Source organism: Paenibacillus sp. 01T431, assembly GCF_056398625.1.
Genome location: NZ_JBFTPT010000005.1, coordinates 413694 through 429520, shown reverse-complemented (window position 1 = coordinate 429520; position 15827 = coordinate 413694). Strand labels below are relative to the sequence as shown.

General features: G+C 45.4%; 17 protein-coding genes and 1 other annotated feature. Of the genes, 2 read left to right on the top strand and 15 right to left on the bottom strand.

From position 1 onward, the window contains the following. Nucleotides 1–54 precede the first annotated feature (54 nt). From AC1DM9_RS11940 to lspA, 6 genes are all read right to left on the bottom strand, one after another. Nucleotides 55–1341 carry a dihydroorotase gene (locus AC1DM9_RS11940; RefSeq protein ID WP_477580129.1) on the bottom strand — a complete coding sequence of 429 codons (1287 nt, stop codon included), beginning with the start codon at nt 1339–1341 and terminating at the stop codon, nt 55–57. Between the two features lie 40 nt (nt 1342–1381). After that, nucleotides 1382–2281, bottom strand: coding sequence for an aspartate carbamoyltransferase catalytic subunit (locus tag AC1DM9_RS11935; protein ID WP_076268183.1), 900 nt, complete (start codon nt 2279–2281; stop codon nt 1382–1384). Next, nucleotides 2278–2853: a bifunctional pyr operon transcriptional regulator/uracil phosphoribosyltransferase PyrR gene (pyrR, locus tag AC1DM9_RS11930; protein WP_441909650.1), complete on the bottom strand. Its 576-nt coding sequence runs from the start codon at nt 2851–2853 to the stop codon at nt 2278–2280. The genes AC1DM9_RS11935 and pyrR overlap by 4 nt, the downstream gene beginning before the upstream one ends. 339 nt (nt 2854–3192) lie before the next feature. Further along, nucleotides 3193–4428: an LL-diaminopimelate aminotransferase gene (locus AC1DM9_RS11925; protein ID WP_477580127.1), complete on the bottom strand. Its 1236-nt coding sequence runs from the start codon at nt 4426–4428 to the stop codon at nt 3193–3195. A gap of 112 nt (nt 4429–4540) precedes the next feature. After that, nucleotides 4541–5479, bottom strand: a complete 939-nt coding sequence (locus tag AC1DM9_RS11920) for an RluA family pseudouridine synthase (RefSeq protein ID WP_477580125.1) — start codon at nt 5477–5479, stop codon at nt 4541–4543. Beyond that, complete coding sequence (lspA, locus tag AC1DM9_RS11915) at nt 5460–5981, bottom strand: signal peptidase II (RefSeq protein ID WP_441909652.1); 522 nt, start codon at nt 5979–5981, stop codon at nt 5460–5462. The genes AC1DM9_RS11920 and lspA overlap by 20 nt, the downstream gene beginning before the upstream one ends. Nucleotides 5982–6209: 228 nt before the next feature. On the opposite strand from lspA, the gene AC1DM9_RS11910 reads away from it, so the two are divergent. After that, on the top strand, nt 6210–6941 hold the full coding sequence (locus tag AC1DM9_RS11910; protein ID WP_477550802.1) for a TraR/DksA C4-type zinc finger protein: 732 nt from the start codon (nt 6210–6212) through the stop codon (nt 6939–6941). Here the strand turns inward: AC1DM9_RS11910 and AC1DM9_RS11905 are convergent, their stop codons facing one another. The 9 genes from AC1DM9_RS11905 to AC1DM9_RS11865 form a co-directional block, all read right to left on the bottom strand. Further along, nucleotides 6942–7280 carry a DUF5665 domain-containing protein gene (locus tag AC1DM9_RS11905; protein ID WP_256710892.1) on the bottom strand — a complete coding sequence of 113 codons (339 nt, stop codon included), beginning with the start codon at nt 7278–7280 and terminating at the stop codon, nt 6942–6944. Between the two features lie 145 nt (nt 7281–7425). Then, entirely contained in the window at nt 7426–10524 is a 3099-nt protein-coding gene (ileS, locus tag AC1DM9_RS11900) for an isoleucine--tRNA ligase (RefSeq protein WP_477580123.1), read from the bottom strand. A 46-nt stretch (nt 10525–10570) separates the two neighbouring features. Further along, nucleotides 10571–10872, bottom strand: a binding site (T-box leader). Between the two features lie 79 nt (nt 10873–10951). Continuing rightward, nucleotides 10952–11449: a DivIVA domain-containing protein gene (locus AC1DM9_RS11895; protein ID WP_076268175.1), complete on the bottom strand. Its 498-nt coding sequence runs from the start codon at nt 11447–11449 to the stop codon at nt 10952–10954. Nucleotides 11450–11545: 96 nt separating this feature from the next. Beyond that, nucleotides 11546–12328 (bottom strand): YlmH family RNA-binding protein, encoded by a 783-nt coding sequence (locus tag AC1DM9_RS11890; protein ID WP_076268174.1) that lies wholly within the window; start codon nt 12326–12328, stop codon nt 11546–11548. 18 nt (nt 12329–12346) lie between these two features. After that, entirely contained in the window at nt 12347–12613 is a 267-nt protein-coding gene (locus AC1DM9_RS11885) for a YggT family protein (RefSeq protein ID WP_054027981.1), read from the bottom strand. A 10-nt stretch (nt 12614–12623) separates the two neighbouring features. Continuing rightward, complete coding sequence (locus tag AC1DM9_RS11880; RefSeq protein WP_076268173.1) at nt 12624–13073, bottom strand: cell division protein SepF; 450 nt, start codon at nt 13071–13073, stop codon at nt 12624–12626. A gap of 2 nt (nt 13074–13075) precedes the next feature. Then, nucleotides 13076–13795, bottom strand: a complete 720-nt coding sequence (locus tag AC1DM9_RS11875) for a YggS family pyridoxal phosphate-dependent enzyme (RefSeq protein WP_430060840.1) — start codon at nt 13793–13795, stop codon at nt 13076–13078. Nucleotides 13796–13798: 3 nt separating this feature from the next. Next, complete coding sequence (gene pgeF, locus AC1DM9_RS11870; protein WP_477550800.1) at nt 13799–14650, bottom strand: peptidoglycan editing factor PgeF; 852 nt, start codon at nt 14648–14650, stop codon at nt 13799–13801. Between the two features lie 142 nt (nt 14651–14792). After that, nucleotides 14793–15074, bottom strand: coding sequence for a YlmC/YmxH family sporulation protein (locus AC1DM9_RS11865; protein WP_076268170.1), 282 nt, complete (start codon nt 15072–15074; stop codon nt 14793–14795). Between the two features lie 178 nt (nt 15075–15252). Between AC1DM9_RS11865 and AC1DM9_RS11860 the strand changes: the two genes are divergently transcribed. Further along, nucleotides 15253–15819, top strand: coding sequence for a TetR/AcrR family transcriptional regulator (locus tag AC1DM9_RS11860; protein ID WP_477580122.1), 567 nt, complete (start codon nt 15253–15255; stop codon nt 15817–15819). Nucleotides 15820–15827: the final 8 nt, after the last annotated feature.

The following is a 15827-nucleotide window of genomic DNA, read 5'->3' as shown; positions in this document are numbered from 1 at the left end:
CACTCCTCAGGTGTTGATTGTCCCCATATATTGGCTTTAGTTAGTAAAAGTTATTTATTCTGACCAAACAACTGCGCCGTCAACGATCGTTGTCACAGGCCAGCCGCTAAGCTTCCAGCCGCCGAATGGCGTGTTGTTGCTTTTGGATGCGAATGTGCTCGGATCAACCGAACGCTCGTTATCCAAATCAACGATTGTAATATCAGCAGGAGCGCCTTGCTCTAAACGCCCCGTTGGAAGCCGGAAAACACGTGCCGGATCCGCAGTCATGCGCTGAAGTAGGAAGCCAAGCGTCCACTTGCCGGTTTGAACAAATTTTGTGTACAAGAGCGGGAAAGCTGTCTCGAAGCCAACGATGCCAAAAGGTGCAAGTTGAACGCCGCGCGCTTTCTCTTCCGCGCTATGCGGTGCATGATCCGTAACGACCATATCGATCGTTCCGTCTTCAATCGCTTCGATAACCGCTTGAACGTCACGCGGCGTACGAAGCGGAGGATTCATTTTCCAATTCGCATCATCAAGGCCCGGAATATCCTCATCAGACAGCAGCAAGTGATGCGGGCAAACCTCAGCAGTAACGCGAACTCCGATTTGCTTAGCTAGGCGAATTAACCGTACCGATTGTTCAGTACTAACGTGGCATACATGATAATGAACGCCCGTCGCTTCCGCCAATAGTACGTCTCTGCCTACATGAATCGCTTCGGATTCATTTGGGATAGCTTTCAAGCCGTGCTTGCGGGAAAACTCGCCTTCCGATGCCCAAGCGCCTTCAACCAATGAATCATCTTCGCAGTGAGCGATGATCGGCATATCCATGGAATGAGCAAGCGCCATCGCGTTTTTCATCATTTGCGCGTTCTGGACACCTACACCATCATCCGTAAAGCCAATTGCACCCGCTTCTTTTAATGAAGCAAAGTCCGTCAACTCACGGCCAAGCTCGTTTTTAGTGATGGATGCGTATGGCAATACTTTGACAACGCCGACTTGAGCCGCCTTGTTCGCAATGTAGCTTACCGTTTCAGCAGTATCCGTTACAGGGCGAGTGTTGGGCATACATGCAATCGTTGTGAATCCGCCTTTTGCAGCAGAGCGTGTGCCTGTTGCGATATCTTCTTTATATTCAAAGCCCGGATCGCGCAAATGAACGTGCATATCGATAAAGCCTGGCGATACCAGCTTGCCCTTTGCATCAACGACTTCTGCGCTTCCTGTATCTACTGATTCGGAACCGTCTATAATAGCTTCGATCTTGTTATTTTCAATCCGAATATGCTTACTTTCTAAGCTGCCCGAAGTTTCATTCCATACGTTACCGTTTATAATCCATAATGACATTGTCGTTTCACCCTCCGGATTTAGATCTATGTTGCTAAAATTAGCTGAGCGCACGCTCTACTACCGCCATGCGGATAGGAACCCCGTTTTCCATTTGCGGGAAAATACGAGATTGTGGATGCTCAACCAGTTCATCGTCTATTTCTACGTTGCGGTTGATTGGAGCAGGATGCATAATGATCGCGTGATTAGCCAGCTTGCTGGCTCTCTCTACCGTCAAGCCGTAATGCTCGCGGTAACTTTCAGCAGAGTTCAACATTCCGCTTTCATGGCGTTCCAGCTGGACGCGCAGCATCATGACAACATCTGATTTTAATGCTTCATCTATAGAGACATACGAGACGTCAAGTTCAGAGGCTTGCATATTTGGCGGTGAGCAAAAGTTCACATTAACTCCGAATTTTTGCAAAGCCCATAGATTCGATCTTGCAACGCGGCTATGCAGCACATCTCCAACGATCGAGACCGTTAAGCCTTTGAGTTGTCCAAAATGCTTGCGCATCGTGTACATATCCAGCAGCGCTTGTGTCGGGTGCTCGTTATTGCCATCGCCGGCATTGATAAGCGGCACCTTGATCTTCGTTGCTAGTTCTGCAAGAACGCCGATTGGCTTTAAGCGAATGATGCCAACGTCAATTCCCATTGATTCAAGTGTGCGTACAGTATCGTAGATTGACTCGCCCTTTTGTACACTTGAAACCGCAGCGGAGAAATTCAGCACTTCTGTACCTAGTCGTTTCTCTGCTACTTCGAATGAAAAGCGAGTACGCGTGCTGTTCTCGAAAAACATATTGGCTGCAAATCTGCCTTGCATCGTCGTGTGCACTTTGTTTGAATGATTCTCCCAATAAGCAGCACGATCTAGTATCGATTCAATCTCTTCTTGGCTTAAATCTTTTAATCCGAGCAAACTCCGTTGTTTAAGCTGTGTGATGGTCATCCGGCTTGCCCCCTCTGATTAATAATGGTCACTTGGTCGATTTGATCGATTTCGGTAAGAGCCACATCGATTTGCTCTTGCTTAGAGCTTGGGACGTTCTTGCCTACAAAATCTGGTCGAATCGGCAGTTCGCGATGTCCTCTGTCTACAAGGACGGCGAGCTGAATGCTTTGCGGCCTTCCGCAATCCATAAGCGCGTCCATTGCAGCGCGAATCGTGCGGCCCGTGTACAATACGTCATCGAACAAAATAATGCGTTTGTCTTGAACCGTAAAGGGTATGCCGTCGGTATCGCCAATTGCTGCTGCTATTTCCATGTCTGCAGATATGATTGCTTTTCGATCATCACGGTATTGAGTAATATCAAGCTCGCTCACAGGAACAGGCTTTCCTTCAATTTCACCGATGCGCTCTGCAATTCGCCGAGCAAGGTAGATCCCTCTTGTGCGAATGCCTACAATCACACAGTTATCGATTCCCTTGTTCTTCTCCACAATTTCATGAGCAATTCGCGTTAATGCGCGGCGAATCGCCGTTTCATCCATGATGACTAAATGCTCTTCTTCCGTCATTTCCGCTGACTCCTTCCATAACCGTCCAAAACTGCCAGGTTGCGACAAAAAGCTCCTTGCGAATTTCGCAAGGAGCTTGTGATAAGGCTTAAAGAGATAGGTGCAAGCAAGCAGAGCTCTCGTCACAGAAAGCAGTGCATAAAGCTGTCCTATTCCTCTCTTCTATAGACCTGTTATTCACGCTACCTTGCCAGCCTCTCTGGACTGAGTTAAAGGTACTGATGTATATCATAGGAATTATCCCACGTTCGACAAAAGATGTCAAGTAAAAACGATTATTTCCGCTTCAACTTAGTGTGGACCAATCCTGATAAACTATGCAAGGATAGCGATTATTTGTTACAGGCTTAATTTACGAATTCTTTCAACTGCTTTTTGAGTATTCTCAAGGCTTCCGAATGCTGTAAGGCGGAAATAGCCTTGACCGCTTTGACCGAAGCCTACACCTGGCGTTCCAACGATGTTTGCTTCTGTAAGAAGCTTATCGAAGAATGACCATGAATCCATGCCGTTCGGTGTTTTCAGCCAAATATAAGGAGCGTTTACTCCGCCAAATACCTCTAGACCGATGGACGCAAGGCCGTCACGGATAATTGCTGCATTTTTCATGTAGTAGTCAACCAAAGATTTGATTTGCGCTTTGCCCTCTTCTGAATAGATAGCAGCTGCTCCACGTTGTGTAACGTATGATACGCCGTTAAACTTCGTCGTATGGCGGCGATTCCACAAATCATTGATCAACACTTCATTGCCTGAAGCGTCAAGACCTTTCAGCTCACGCGGCACAACTGTGTATGCACAGCGAACACCAGTAAAACCTGCTGTTTTGGAGAAGCTGCGGAATTCGATGGCTACTTCACGCGCGCCTTCGATTTCGTAAATGCTGTGCGGAACATCTTCTTCCTGAATAAATGCTTCGTATGCGGAGTCATAAAGAATGATGCAGTTGTTTGCTTTCGCATAGTCAACCCATACTTTAAGCTCTTCTTTCGTAAGCGTCATGCCAGTTGGATTGTTCGGATAGCACAAGTAAATAATGTCTACTTTACGATCAGGAAGGCTAGGCTTGAAATCATTTTCAGCTGTACACTCCAAATACGCAATGTTCTCATAGCGCTTTGTATCTTGATTGTATTTGCCTGAGCGGCCAGCCATGACGTTCGTATCGACGTAGACTGGATAAACCGGATCTTGTACCGCAACGATACTGTTCTCGCTGAAAATTTCTTGTATATTGCCGACATCGCATTTGGAACCATCACTTACAAACACTTCATTTGTTGCAATGTCAATGCCGCGTGCTTTATAGTCATTTTCGATAATTGCATTTATTAGAAAATCGTAGCCTTGCTCAGGTCCGTATCCACGGAATGAACCTGGAGCTGCAAGCTCGTCCACTGCACTGTGCATAGCATTCAGAACCGAATCCGGCAAACCGAGCGTAACATCACCAATTCCTAAGCTGATAATTTCAGCATTTGGATTTTCTTGAATGAATTTAGTACGGCGTTTTGCAATTTCAGAAAACAAGTAGCTGCCTTGCAGCTCCAAGTAATTTTGGTTAATGGAAGTCATTTCACGTCACCTATCCTTATATTCATTTACTTCAGTTGTTATTGATTAGAATAACGTACTTATGTGCTTGAAATAATGAATAATGTGGTGAAAAGTTTGCACTATTGCACTATTACCTTGAACGCAAGCTGCTTAATACATATTCGAAGTCTGCCGGCAAAGGCATTTCGAACTCCAGCCGATCGCCGCTGCGCGGATGTGTAAAGCCAAGCAGCGTAGCATGCAAAGCTTGTCCTTTTAAGGCTACAGTTTTGTTGCGGCCGTAAACCGGATCTCCTGCAAGCGGATGACCGATATATTTCATATGCACACGAATTTGATGGGTACGTCCCGTCTCTAGCTGAAGCTCTACAATCGTGTAATCGCCTAAGCGCTCCAATACGTGAAAATGTGTTACTGCATGTCTGCTATTGTGCTCGGTTACCGTAAACAGCTTCCTGTCATTCAGGTCACGTCCGATAGGCGCATCAATTGTACCTTGGTCATGCGGCAAATTGCCGTGCACAAGTGCGATATATTTCCGCGTTACCGTATGCTCCTTAAGCTGCTCAGCAAGCGAGATATGCGCCAGATCGTTTTTGGCAGCCATCAACAAACCTGTTGTATCCTTATCTATGCGGTGAACAATGCCCGGACGGATCATGCCGTTAATGCCGGACAAGTCCTTGCAGTGATACATCAGCGCATTAACAAGCGTGCCTGAAGAATGACCAGGTGCAGGATGAACGACCATACCGCGCTTTTTATTAATAACAATCAAGTCTGAATCCTCATAGATAACTTCAAGCGGAATGTTCTCAGGGACAATGGCGGCCTCTTCAGGCTCTGGGATAATCAGAACGACACGATTGCCCTCTGCTACCTTCAGATTCGCTTTTGCCACTTTGTCATCGACCTGAACGGCCCCTGCTTTGATCCATTCCTGAACCTGGGTTCGGGATACGCCTTGATCGTCAATACTGTCTGTTACAAACTTGTCTACTCGTTCGCCGGATTGCTCCGCCTCTACGATCCATTCCAACGGTTCTTCATTATACAGGTTGCTGCTCATGATTGTTTTGATCCTTGTCCTCTCCATTTTGCAAACGTTTCTTGTCATCTCTAGCCGATAACAAGGTGTCAATTAGAATTAATGCTACACCACAGACAATCGCTGAATCCGCTACGTTGAATATTGGGAAGCCATAGCTGCCGAAGTTAAACTGCAGAAAGTCAACAACCTCACCATAACGCGCGCGATCGAGAAAGTTGCCAATTGCGCCGCCAAGAACTAGTCCGAGTCCTACTAGCAACCAAGGCTTAGCTGATTTTCTCGATGCCTGTATGTACCAAATGATACCCAAAACAATGATAACGGTAATAATGATAAAAAACAGTCTTTGCTCTTGCAAGATGCCAAATGCAGCACCGCGATTTCGATGCGAAGTGATGAGAAAAAAATTACCGATAATGCTAATTTGATCCCCGATCTCCAATTTTGTCTCAATTAATTTCTTTGTTACAAAATCAAGGACTAACACTAATACCGCTACCCAGTAATAATAAAAACGCATCGAATCACTCCTAATTTTTTGTAAAGCAGCGTTTCCATTCAAAAGCACTTCAGGCTAGATGTGAAAAGCCAGCGCATTTCTGAAAGTTTGCTAATCAATTGTAGCATACGGAGCTAAATAAGAGCCAGCACCCGCCTGCTGTTCTTCCATTGAAGACCATACTGAAAAACCGTATTTCAGCAAAAGCTAATACTGCAATTATGTTCCCTGCTAAGGAGGGTGCTCAAAATGACAAAGCCAAACACTGCTCATATTCAGCTGCTGCAAGCCAGATTGTTGGACGAGCAGCGCGAAATTGAAAGACGTTTCTCAGAAAACGATCATTATGGCTTAGCGAATTCGTTGCGTGACACTACCGGAGAACTATCCACAATCGATAATCATCCAGGTGATGTCGCTACTGAGCTTTATGAACGCGAGAAAGATGTAGCCCTTCATGAACAAGAGGAATTGCATCTGAATCGCATTGAGGCAGCGCTAACCGCGATTGCTGATGGAACATACGGCATTTGTAAAACATGCAATGAACCTATCCCGCTTGAGCGTTTGGATGCCGTACCCGATACGCTTTATTGCATTGAACATGCGCCAAGACAACATTTATCCCTGCGCAGGCCGGTTGAAGAATTATTTCTCGAACCTCCATTTGGTCGAACCAGCATGGATGAGCATGATTCCTACAACGGTTTTGATGGCGAGGATGCTTGGCAAATTGTTGAGCAATGGGGCAATGCGGATTCACCTGCCACATCCGAGAATCGAGATGTTGCCGATTATGAGCATGTAGGCATTGAAGCTTTCGAGAATGACGGCTTCGTTGAATCCATTGAAAGCTTTCTTGCAACCGACATTACAGGGCGTCATGTGTCCGTCATCCGCAACCGAGAGTATAAAAATTACTTGGAGTCAGACGAAGGCGATCATGGATTAGAAGCTGATCTTGAGGATCAACGCTTATAATCAATAAACTTTTCCTTCGAGCTGGATTTGGACAATTCGGACAATGTCTGCAATATAGTCGCCGATTATCGGTAAGTTTAACGCTCCTAATATACGCAGAACATAAAGAATGGTCGCAGCAAAAAAGGTAAAGCCAATCGCGATTCCTACACCTCTGGCTGTACCAGCCAGCAGGTTTTTCCAAATCATTGTCCATGGTCTGTTTAACAGATCAATGTAGTCCGCTATTTGGGTATGTTCCATTTCGGTAGCAATAGTTTGCAGTCGTTTATCAAGCTTGCTTAACGAAGTTTGTAACTCGTTCAAATTTTTCGGCTGTTCCGGGTTATTTGTATTCATACGAGGCATCCCCTTTGTCAAACAATAAAACGAGGCCTGACCTGCCGGACATTGCAAGCATCGCGACCATTCAGTCGTTTGCTGCAGCTGTCGGAAGGCGACGGCCTCGTTTTTTTCGCTTGTTAATTTCCTTTATACTATAACCTTATCCGCGGATGAAAATCCCTATTTCTTTTTCGCCAAGCACAACTTTCTCCATCCCCGGCTCATCACCATAAGTAACGGTTTGAACAAGCACGTTGTCTTGAAGCACTTGTGCGAACGCATCCAGCGCCGCTTTGAGCTCTGCGTCAACATCAAGTACAAGATCGATGCGCTTCTCAATTGGCAGATCGAGCTTTTTGCGTGTATCCTGAACGGCGCGAATCACTTCACGAACCCAGCCCTCTTGCTCAAGCTCAGCTGTGATATCCGTATTCAGCGCTACAGTAACACCGTTGCCAGATGCAGATGCGAAACCTGACTTCGCTTGCTTCTCAACCAACAGCTCATCAACAGTGATCGACAGCTGTTCGCCTTCTGCACTTGTGAAGTGGAAGCTTCCGCCATTTACGATGTTTCGAGTCTGTTCTGCTGATAGTCCTTTTAGCTGACCTTGAATAGGTCCAACGTTTTTACCGTATTTTTTACCGGCAATTTTAAGATTCAGCTTAAGGGTGAAGTCAACAAATCCACTGTCTGAATTTTGTACGGTAATAGCTTTTACATTTATTTCATCCTTCACGATATCCTCGTAGTCTGCTACGTTGAAATCACGATCAAGCGATACGATTAGCTCCGACAAAGGCTGGCGCGTTTTGATTCCCGTTTCGTTCCGAACGTTGCGAGCAAGCTCAACGATTTGTTTTGCACTTTCCATATCGCGCTCCAACGTCTCATCAATAAGCGTTTCATCCGCTTTCGGATAATCAGCCAAATGAACGCTGCCTGCTCCGCCAAGGTTTCCGAATACATCCTCTGCAAGCAAAGGTGCATAAGGAGCGATCAGACGCGAGAGGGTAAGCAATACGCTGCGCAAAGTTTGATAAGCGGCTAATTTATCATCTGTAAGCCCGCTTCCCCAGAAACGATCACGTGAACGGCGGATATACCAGTTGCTCAGCTCGTCAACGAAAACCTCAATCGATTTAGCTGGATTTAGGAAATCATTTACTTCAAGACCCTTGTTCACTGTATTAATCAAGCTGTTCAGACGTGAAATGATCCAGCGATCCAGCTTGTTGTCTGATTTGATCTCTTCATGCGCTGTGTAGTCAAAGCCATCGATTGAAGCATATAACGCGAAAAACGCATGTGTATTTACGATGGTATCAATGACTTTCGATTTCGCTTCGCCAACAATGCCGCGTGAGAAGCGTTTGCTGTTCCATGGCGCGCTGTCTGCAAGCAATGCCCAGCGGAAAGCGTCCGTTCCATATTCGTTGATGATTTCCCAAGGGTCAATTACATTGCCCTTAGATTTGGACATCTTTTGCCCGTTCTCATCCAAAATATGGCCAGTTGAGATAACCGCTTTATATGGCGCTTTGCCATTATACAGTGTAGAAACTGCAAGCAAGCTGTAGAACCAGCCGCGCGTTTGGTCAATACCCTCACAGATAATGTCTGCTGGATATTGCTCTGCGAATTGCTGCTCATTCTCAAACGGATGATGATGCTGAGCGAACGGCATCGAACCGCTGTCGAACCATACATCGATAACTTCAGGTGTACGCGTCATTTCAGCACCCTCAGCGAAAGGTGATTTCAGTTTAATATCATCCACATACGGTTTATGAAGCTCAATGTCTTCTGGCACATCGCCAATCGCCATCGCACGCAGATCAGCAATACTGCTTGGTGAATACTCTTTGCCTGTTACATCGCAGACCCAAACGTTAAGCGGCGTGCCCCAATAACGGTTGCGGCTGATGTTCCAATCCACCAAATCCTCCAGAAACTTACCAAAGCGTCCTTCACGGATGTGGCCAGGATACCAATCAACGCTGTTGTTGTTGGCGATCAACTGATCCTTAACCGCTGTTGTTTTAATAAACCAGCTTTCCATCGCATAGTAGATGAGCGGCGTTTTGCAGCGCCAGCAGAATGGATAGCTATGCTCGTAGCGCTCCTTCGAGTAAAGAAGACCGCGTTCACTAAGGTTCTTGACGATGTCAATATCAAGCTCAGCGTCTTTCACGAAACGTCCTGCAAAGTCAGTAACCTCTGACGTATAGCGACCAGCCAAATCAACAACACTCAGCATGCTGATTCCGTTGTCGCGTGAAACTCGGTAGTCATCCTCACCATGTGCTGGCGCGATATGAACGATACCCGTACCGCTAGTGTCGCTAACGAAATCGCCTGCAATAACGACGTGGCCTTTTTCTAGGGCAACGTATTGGAATGGCGGCTCGTAGCTAAGACCAACAAGTTCAGCGCCTTTCAATACGGATAGAAATTCATAATCTTCTTTAAGAACGCTCTCCGCTAGATTTTGAGCAACGATATACACTTCACCGTTTTTGGAAGCACGGATATAATCAAGCTCCGGATTTACGGCTAACGCCACATTTGCAGGAAGCGTCCACGGCGTAGTTGTCCAAGCGAGAACGAATTCTCCCGACTCCACTAGCTTAAACTTCGCTGTTGCGCTTAAATCCTTAACATCCTCATAACCTTGAGCAACCTCGTGTGAGCTAAGCGTCGTTTGACAATCCGGACAATAAGGACTTACGCGATGACCGCGGTACAGCAGACCTTTTCCGTGGATTGACGATAAAATATGCCATACACTCTCGATGTACTCGTTTTTAAGCGTGATATATGGATTGTCTAAATCCGTCCAATACGCGATGCCTTCTGTCAGCTCACGCCACTGCTTCTCATATTCAAATACGCTGTCTTTGCATTTTTTCACAAACTTCTCTACACCGTATTCTTCGATTTCCTGCTTGCCGGAGATGCCTAGCTGCTTCTCAACTCCAAGCTCAACCGGTAGACCATGCGTATCCCATCCTGCTTTACGGATAACACGGTATCCTGCCATTGTTTTGTAGCGGCAAATAAAATCTTTAATTACGCGGCCAAGTACATGACCGATATGTGGTGCTCCATTAGCGGTAGGCGGCCCTTCATAAAATACAAAATTCGGCTTGCCTTCCCGGTTTGCTATTGATTTTTTAAACGTTTCATCTGTTTTCCATTGCTCCAGCACTCGCAGCTCACGGGTGCGGGCACGTTCCTTAACGTCTACGCGTTGCATCGCTTCAGCCTCCTAATTTAAACAAAAATAAAGCCTCATCCCTATGAGAAGGGACGAGGCTTAGTCGCGTTACCACCCTTGTTCCGCACTGCTGCTGAAATCCAGCAACAAGTCAATGAGAGCAGACAGCTACGTTCAGCTGTGCTTCATGCGGCACCTTAGTCGCGAACATAATATTCGCGTTCCCTGTAACGGGGGACAGCCGTCAGCACTTACTGCTGCATACGCAGGTTCAGCACCGCTTCTCAGAGAGGATATTCCGCAATAGCTCACACACCGGGCTTTCAGCTGCCGCCGGCTCTCTGAGGAGTGAACTCAAAACGTACTTGTTCTCATCAACGAAGTTTAGATCATCAATTAATTACTATTAGTTATAGCGTAACAACAGGCCAAATGTCAAATGGCATTTCGCCTGTTTATAAAAAAACTAGCCGCGAGTCAATTCATGCTCGGTTTGTCTTACATGCGGCTCCAGCGTATCCCAACCATCTACCGAAAGCAGTTCAAGCTGAGCTTCTACAAGTGTACGGAAACGAGCACGGTATACGGAAGCTTGTTTTTTAAGCTCTTCCACCTCAAGAGAAACCTTGCGAGACTTGGCAAGTGAATCATTGATAATTCGATCAGCGTTTTTCTCTGATTCCTTAATGATCAACTGTGCTTCTTTCTTCGCGTTGTTTCTTACTTCATCGGCTGCTTCTTGTGCAACTATAATCGTTTTGCTAAGCGTTTCTTCGATATTCGTAAAATGATTCAATCTTTCCTGCAAGCCTAATACTTGGTTTTGCATTTCTTTATTTTCACGAATGAGCGATTCATAGTCTTTGATGACCTGATCTAGAAATTCATTAACTTCATCCTCATCGTAGCCACGTAATCTCCGACCAAACTCTTTGTTATGTATGTCCAATGGCGATAACGGCATTGGGGCACCTCCTTATGGTATTTGGAACATTCGTAACCGAAAATACACGATTTGATGAGAATAATTCGACAACTACAGGAAAATTCCTGCAATCATTCAAATAAATTTGCCGATCTTTACTCGAATTCTGCCTTTTTTTGTCACGCCATCCACCTCTAGTACTTTAAATCGGCCAAGTCCTTTGAATGACACAACGTCACCCGCTCGAAGCTGCTCGGATGGGTCTTCTTCCGATTTCCAATTCACCCTGCATCTTCCTGCCCGAATCGGATCAACGATTTTGGATCTGCTTATGCGATAAACATCGCTCGCAATCCCATCCAATCGCATAGAAGCAACTGACAAACTCATTTCCTCCAGCTTAACCAAAGCCGTCTGAAGCTCAGATAGTGGAAGTACGTCTGTCAGCACATTAATCCGATGAACCTGTCTCAGATGGATATTCAAGTAATCCGCAATTTCATCCATAACAATGATATGACAAAAATGCTCATGCACATGTATGTCACCAATTCGGTCACGTTTTATACCAAGTCCAAGCAGTGCTCCTAAAAAATCACCATGATCTAATTCCATCTGGGCTTGTCCCGGTCCATTAACTACAAGAACAGATATGCCAGCATTTTCGTCATCCAAATTTCGATAATCTGGACCTATAATGGCTCGTCTACGCTCAGCTTGATCATAACCGCCGTCAAACCGGACATTAACATCAGGGTTGCGATTTGCCAAAATAGTCAATATTTGTGCTTGTCTTGGGTCTAAAAAATCGGTCCGCTTCAGCTCATGCTGCTGTGCGGACCGCTCTATCCATTCCTCCGCCCGATCTACGAAAGGTTTCTCATCGGGATGGAAATGATCGTATATTCCTTGTTTCATATAAACTCATTCCTTTAATCAAATAAAAAATCCGATTACTGCAATCAGGCCATAAGCTACAAATTGCAAAGCGAACACGGCAAGGATTGGCGAAAGATCCAGCATGCCTCCGATTGGCGGAATAAACTTTCTGAAAATACCTAAGTATGGCTCAACCAGCTTACCTAGAAATACGCCGATAAAGCTTTCACGAGCGTTAGGCAACCAAGATAGCAGCACATAACCAATGATCATAAACGTGTAAATTTTTTGTACCAGCATCACAATACTATAAACTTCATCCATTAACTCAAGGTCACCTCATTTTGTTGTAGTCGTTCTCCTCCGCCAGCATTTCCGTTATAGCACCTTGAATTTCGACTGAATCCGGCGTACAAAGAAAAATATTGGGTCCTAGCTTAGAGATGCTTCCGCCTAAAGCGTACACGGTACCGCTTAGAAAATCAACAATTCGAACAGCAAGATCGCTGCGAACACGTTGAAGATTCACGATTACTGCACGGCGTGAACGCAAATGATCAGCAATTTCTTGCGCTTCATCATAAGACCTTGGCTCGCTAAGTACTACCCGGACATTCTTCTGTGAATGAATGCTGACGACATTATTGCTCTTCGTGTTTTTACGTGCCTCGAAGGGAGAAGTTTCAGCTTCTTGTTCTTCCTGCTGTACAACACGTTCTCTCTCTACAACTTCTTCTTCATCTTGCAAGCCAAGAAAACTCATAAAGCGGTTCATGACGCTCATCCCTATTCCTCCTCTTTCCCTACTAATATCGTACCAAGGCGAATCCATGTCGCTCCTTCTTCGATGGCAACCTCAAAATCATTCGACATGCCCATTGATAACTGGGTGATGGTGTTTGGATGTTCCGAGCGCCGCTCTAATTCATCCCTCAGCTCTCGCAATGCTCTAAAGACGGGTCTCGTTTGCTCTGGTTCGGCTTCATAAGGAGCCATCGTCATCAAACCAATTGGCTTGATCGAATTAAACTTAGCAAGCTGCTCCACAAAGGGAAAGAGCTCGTCTGGATTAATGCCTTGCTTGGAATCTTCCCCAGATACATTTACTTGAATAAAGCAAGGAACGATAATACCTAGCTGGGAAGCACGCTTATTTATGGCTTCAGCAAGCGATAGCCTGTCCAACGAATGCATGTATGTAAACTTCCCAATGACGTCCTTCACCTTATTCGTTTGCAATGAACCGATAAAATGCCAGATAGGCTGATCCTCTGCTGCTAGATCGTCACTGCCGCTTATCGCTTCCCACTTCGCCTGCGCGTCCTGCCAGCGATTTTCACCCAAATGAAGCAAGCCTTGCCCTAGGGCAGCCTTCGTAGTATCTAAAGAAACATATTTCGTAACAGCAATAATTTGAACTTCATCTCTGCTGCGCCCGGCACGCTCGCAGGCTTTCTTAATTCGCTCTTCCACAAGCTCAATTCTATTCTCTAATGTGAATGACATGTTTCACCTCTCCCGAATGCCGATCCAACTGGCCATTCGGCCGGTTAAGCCACCTTCTTTGCGATGAGAAAAAAACAAATCCCGTCTGCATCCAGTGCACCACTCTGTTAATTCGATACGTATCGGCAAAATTCCTGCTTTTATCATAATCTGTCGGTTTATTTCTTTCAAGTCTAAGTTCGCTTTGCCATCCTCGGTTTGCTTAAGCATTGATTCCGCTTCTTCTGGCGTCAAGCTCAGATCAGTCAAAAGCGCCTGTACTTGCTCTATGACTGGACCATCCACCTCATAGCAGCAGCCTCCTATAGAAGGCCCTATCGCTGCCACAAGCGCTTTAGGGTCGGTTCCATATGCTTGCTCCATTGCTCGTACCGTTTCAATAGCGATCTGCTGGACGGTTCCCTTCCAACCGGCATGGGCAAGCGCCACCGCATCATGCTCTGGATCATAGAAATACAATGGGACACAATCTGCGTAAAAAGAAGTCAGCAGCACCCCAGGGACGTTAGTCATGATAGCATCACAATCCCTCAGCACATCGTCCAGACTATTTCTACCCTTGCCTTTATCTGCTTCAGTCACTTGCCATACCCGGTTCCCATGCACCTGTTCAGCACAAGTCCATGCTTCAAAAGGCCAGCCGATAGCATCGGTCAGCAATCGCCTATTTGATATAACCGCGGCATCTTGATCCTTGACGTGCAAGCCCATGTTTAACGATGAAAAGTGTCCTTCGCTAACCCCGCCTTGACGTCCTGTAAACCCCGCGTTCAAACGATCATAACGTGATTCCCATTCAGACAATAAAAAAAGCGAAGGTCCCTTCGCTGATTGATTATGTTTAAAAGCTTCCATTTGTTCACCTCTATTAAAGGTTTGCGAAGCAAACCTACTTCGTAAGCATAAGCTTAGGTTTGCAGAGCAAACCTACTTCGTAAGCATTTGCTAAGGTTTGCAAAGCAAATCTGCTTTGCTGGTATAGTCACAGTTTAGCGTTTTATGAGCGAGCGTGCAAATCTTCTTCCTCGGAACGAAGCTGTTTCGTGTCATCCATTCGAACGAGCACAACATCTGCCCCAATTTTCACAATATTGCGCCATGGAATAACGACTTCCGTGCCGCCACCGCCAAACATCCCCAAAAACTTAGTATACTGCGGCACCACAATAGAATCGATCCGACCTTGCCGCAGATCAAGCTCCAAATCCGTTATTTGACCCAGCTTTTTTCCGTCCACAATATTAATAACGTCCTTTGTCTGAAAATCAGATATTTTCATTTCCGCTCACCACTTTTCAAGTAGAGTGATCACCCGTTTGTCTCTCCTATAATTATATGTGGAAATCGCCCAAAATGTCCTTCTTATCAAGAAAAGGAGCCTCTTATTTCAAAATTTGATTTTTATGTACGATAGCGTACAATAAAAGAATATCAGAGGATCGAATAAGGAGCATATCATGCCAAAAATCGTCGCAACGGAACTCGATTGGATCAAGCTTGGACTGCAAAAATTTGCTGAAGGGGGTGTCGAAGCTCTCGTTATCGAACAGCTCGCTAAGCAGTTAAACAGCAGTAAAACCAGCTTTTATTGGTATTTTAAAAATCGTATTTTGTATGTGGATCGTATTATTCATTACTGGCATGAACAAACAACCACATCAATCATCGCTCATATTCAGCAGTATGATTCATTAGAACCAAAGCAAAAGGTATACCAGCTGCTCAGCGTCATGTTCAGCACGATAGAAGGAAAAGATTTTATTTATCATTTCCGAAAATTAGGAACGACATCGCCTGCGTATGCCGAGCTGCTTCAGCAAATTGAGCAGCAGCGCTTGGATTATATGAGCGGCTTGCTCATTGCGTGCGAATTATTAGAAGATGAGGCAAAGAATACAACTGAACTCTTATACAGTTATTACTTGGGATGGTACGAACGAAATAAACATCGTACTCTCAATCCGGAAGAAACCAAGAAGCAGATTGACCTGCTCATGCCGTTTATTGAAAAAAATCATACATGACACGGAGG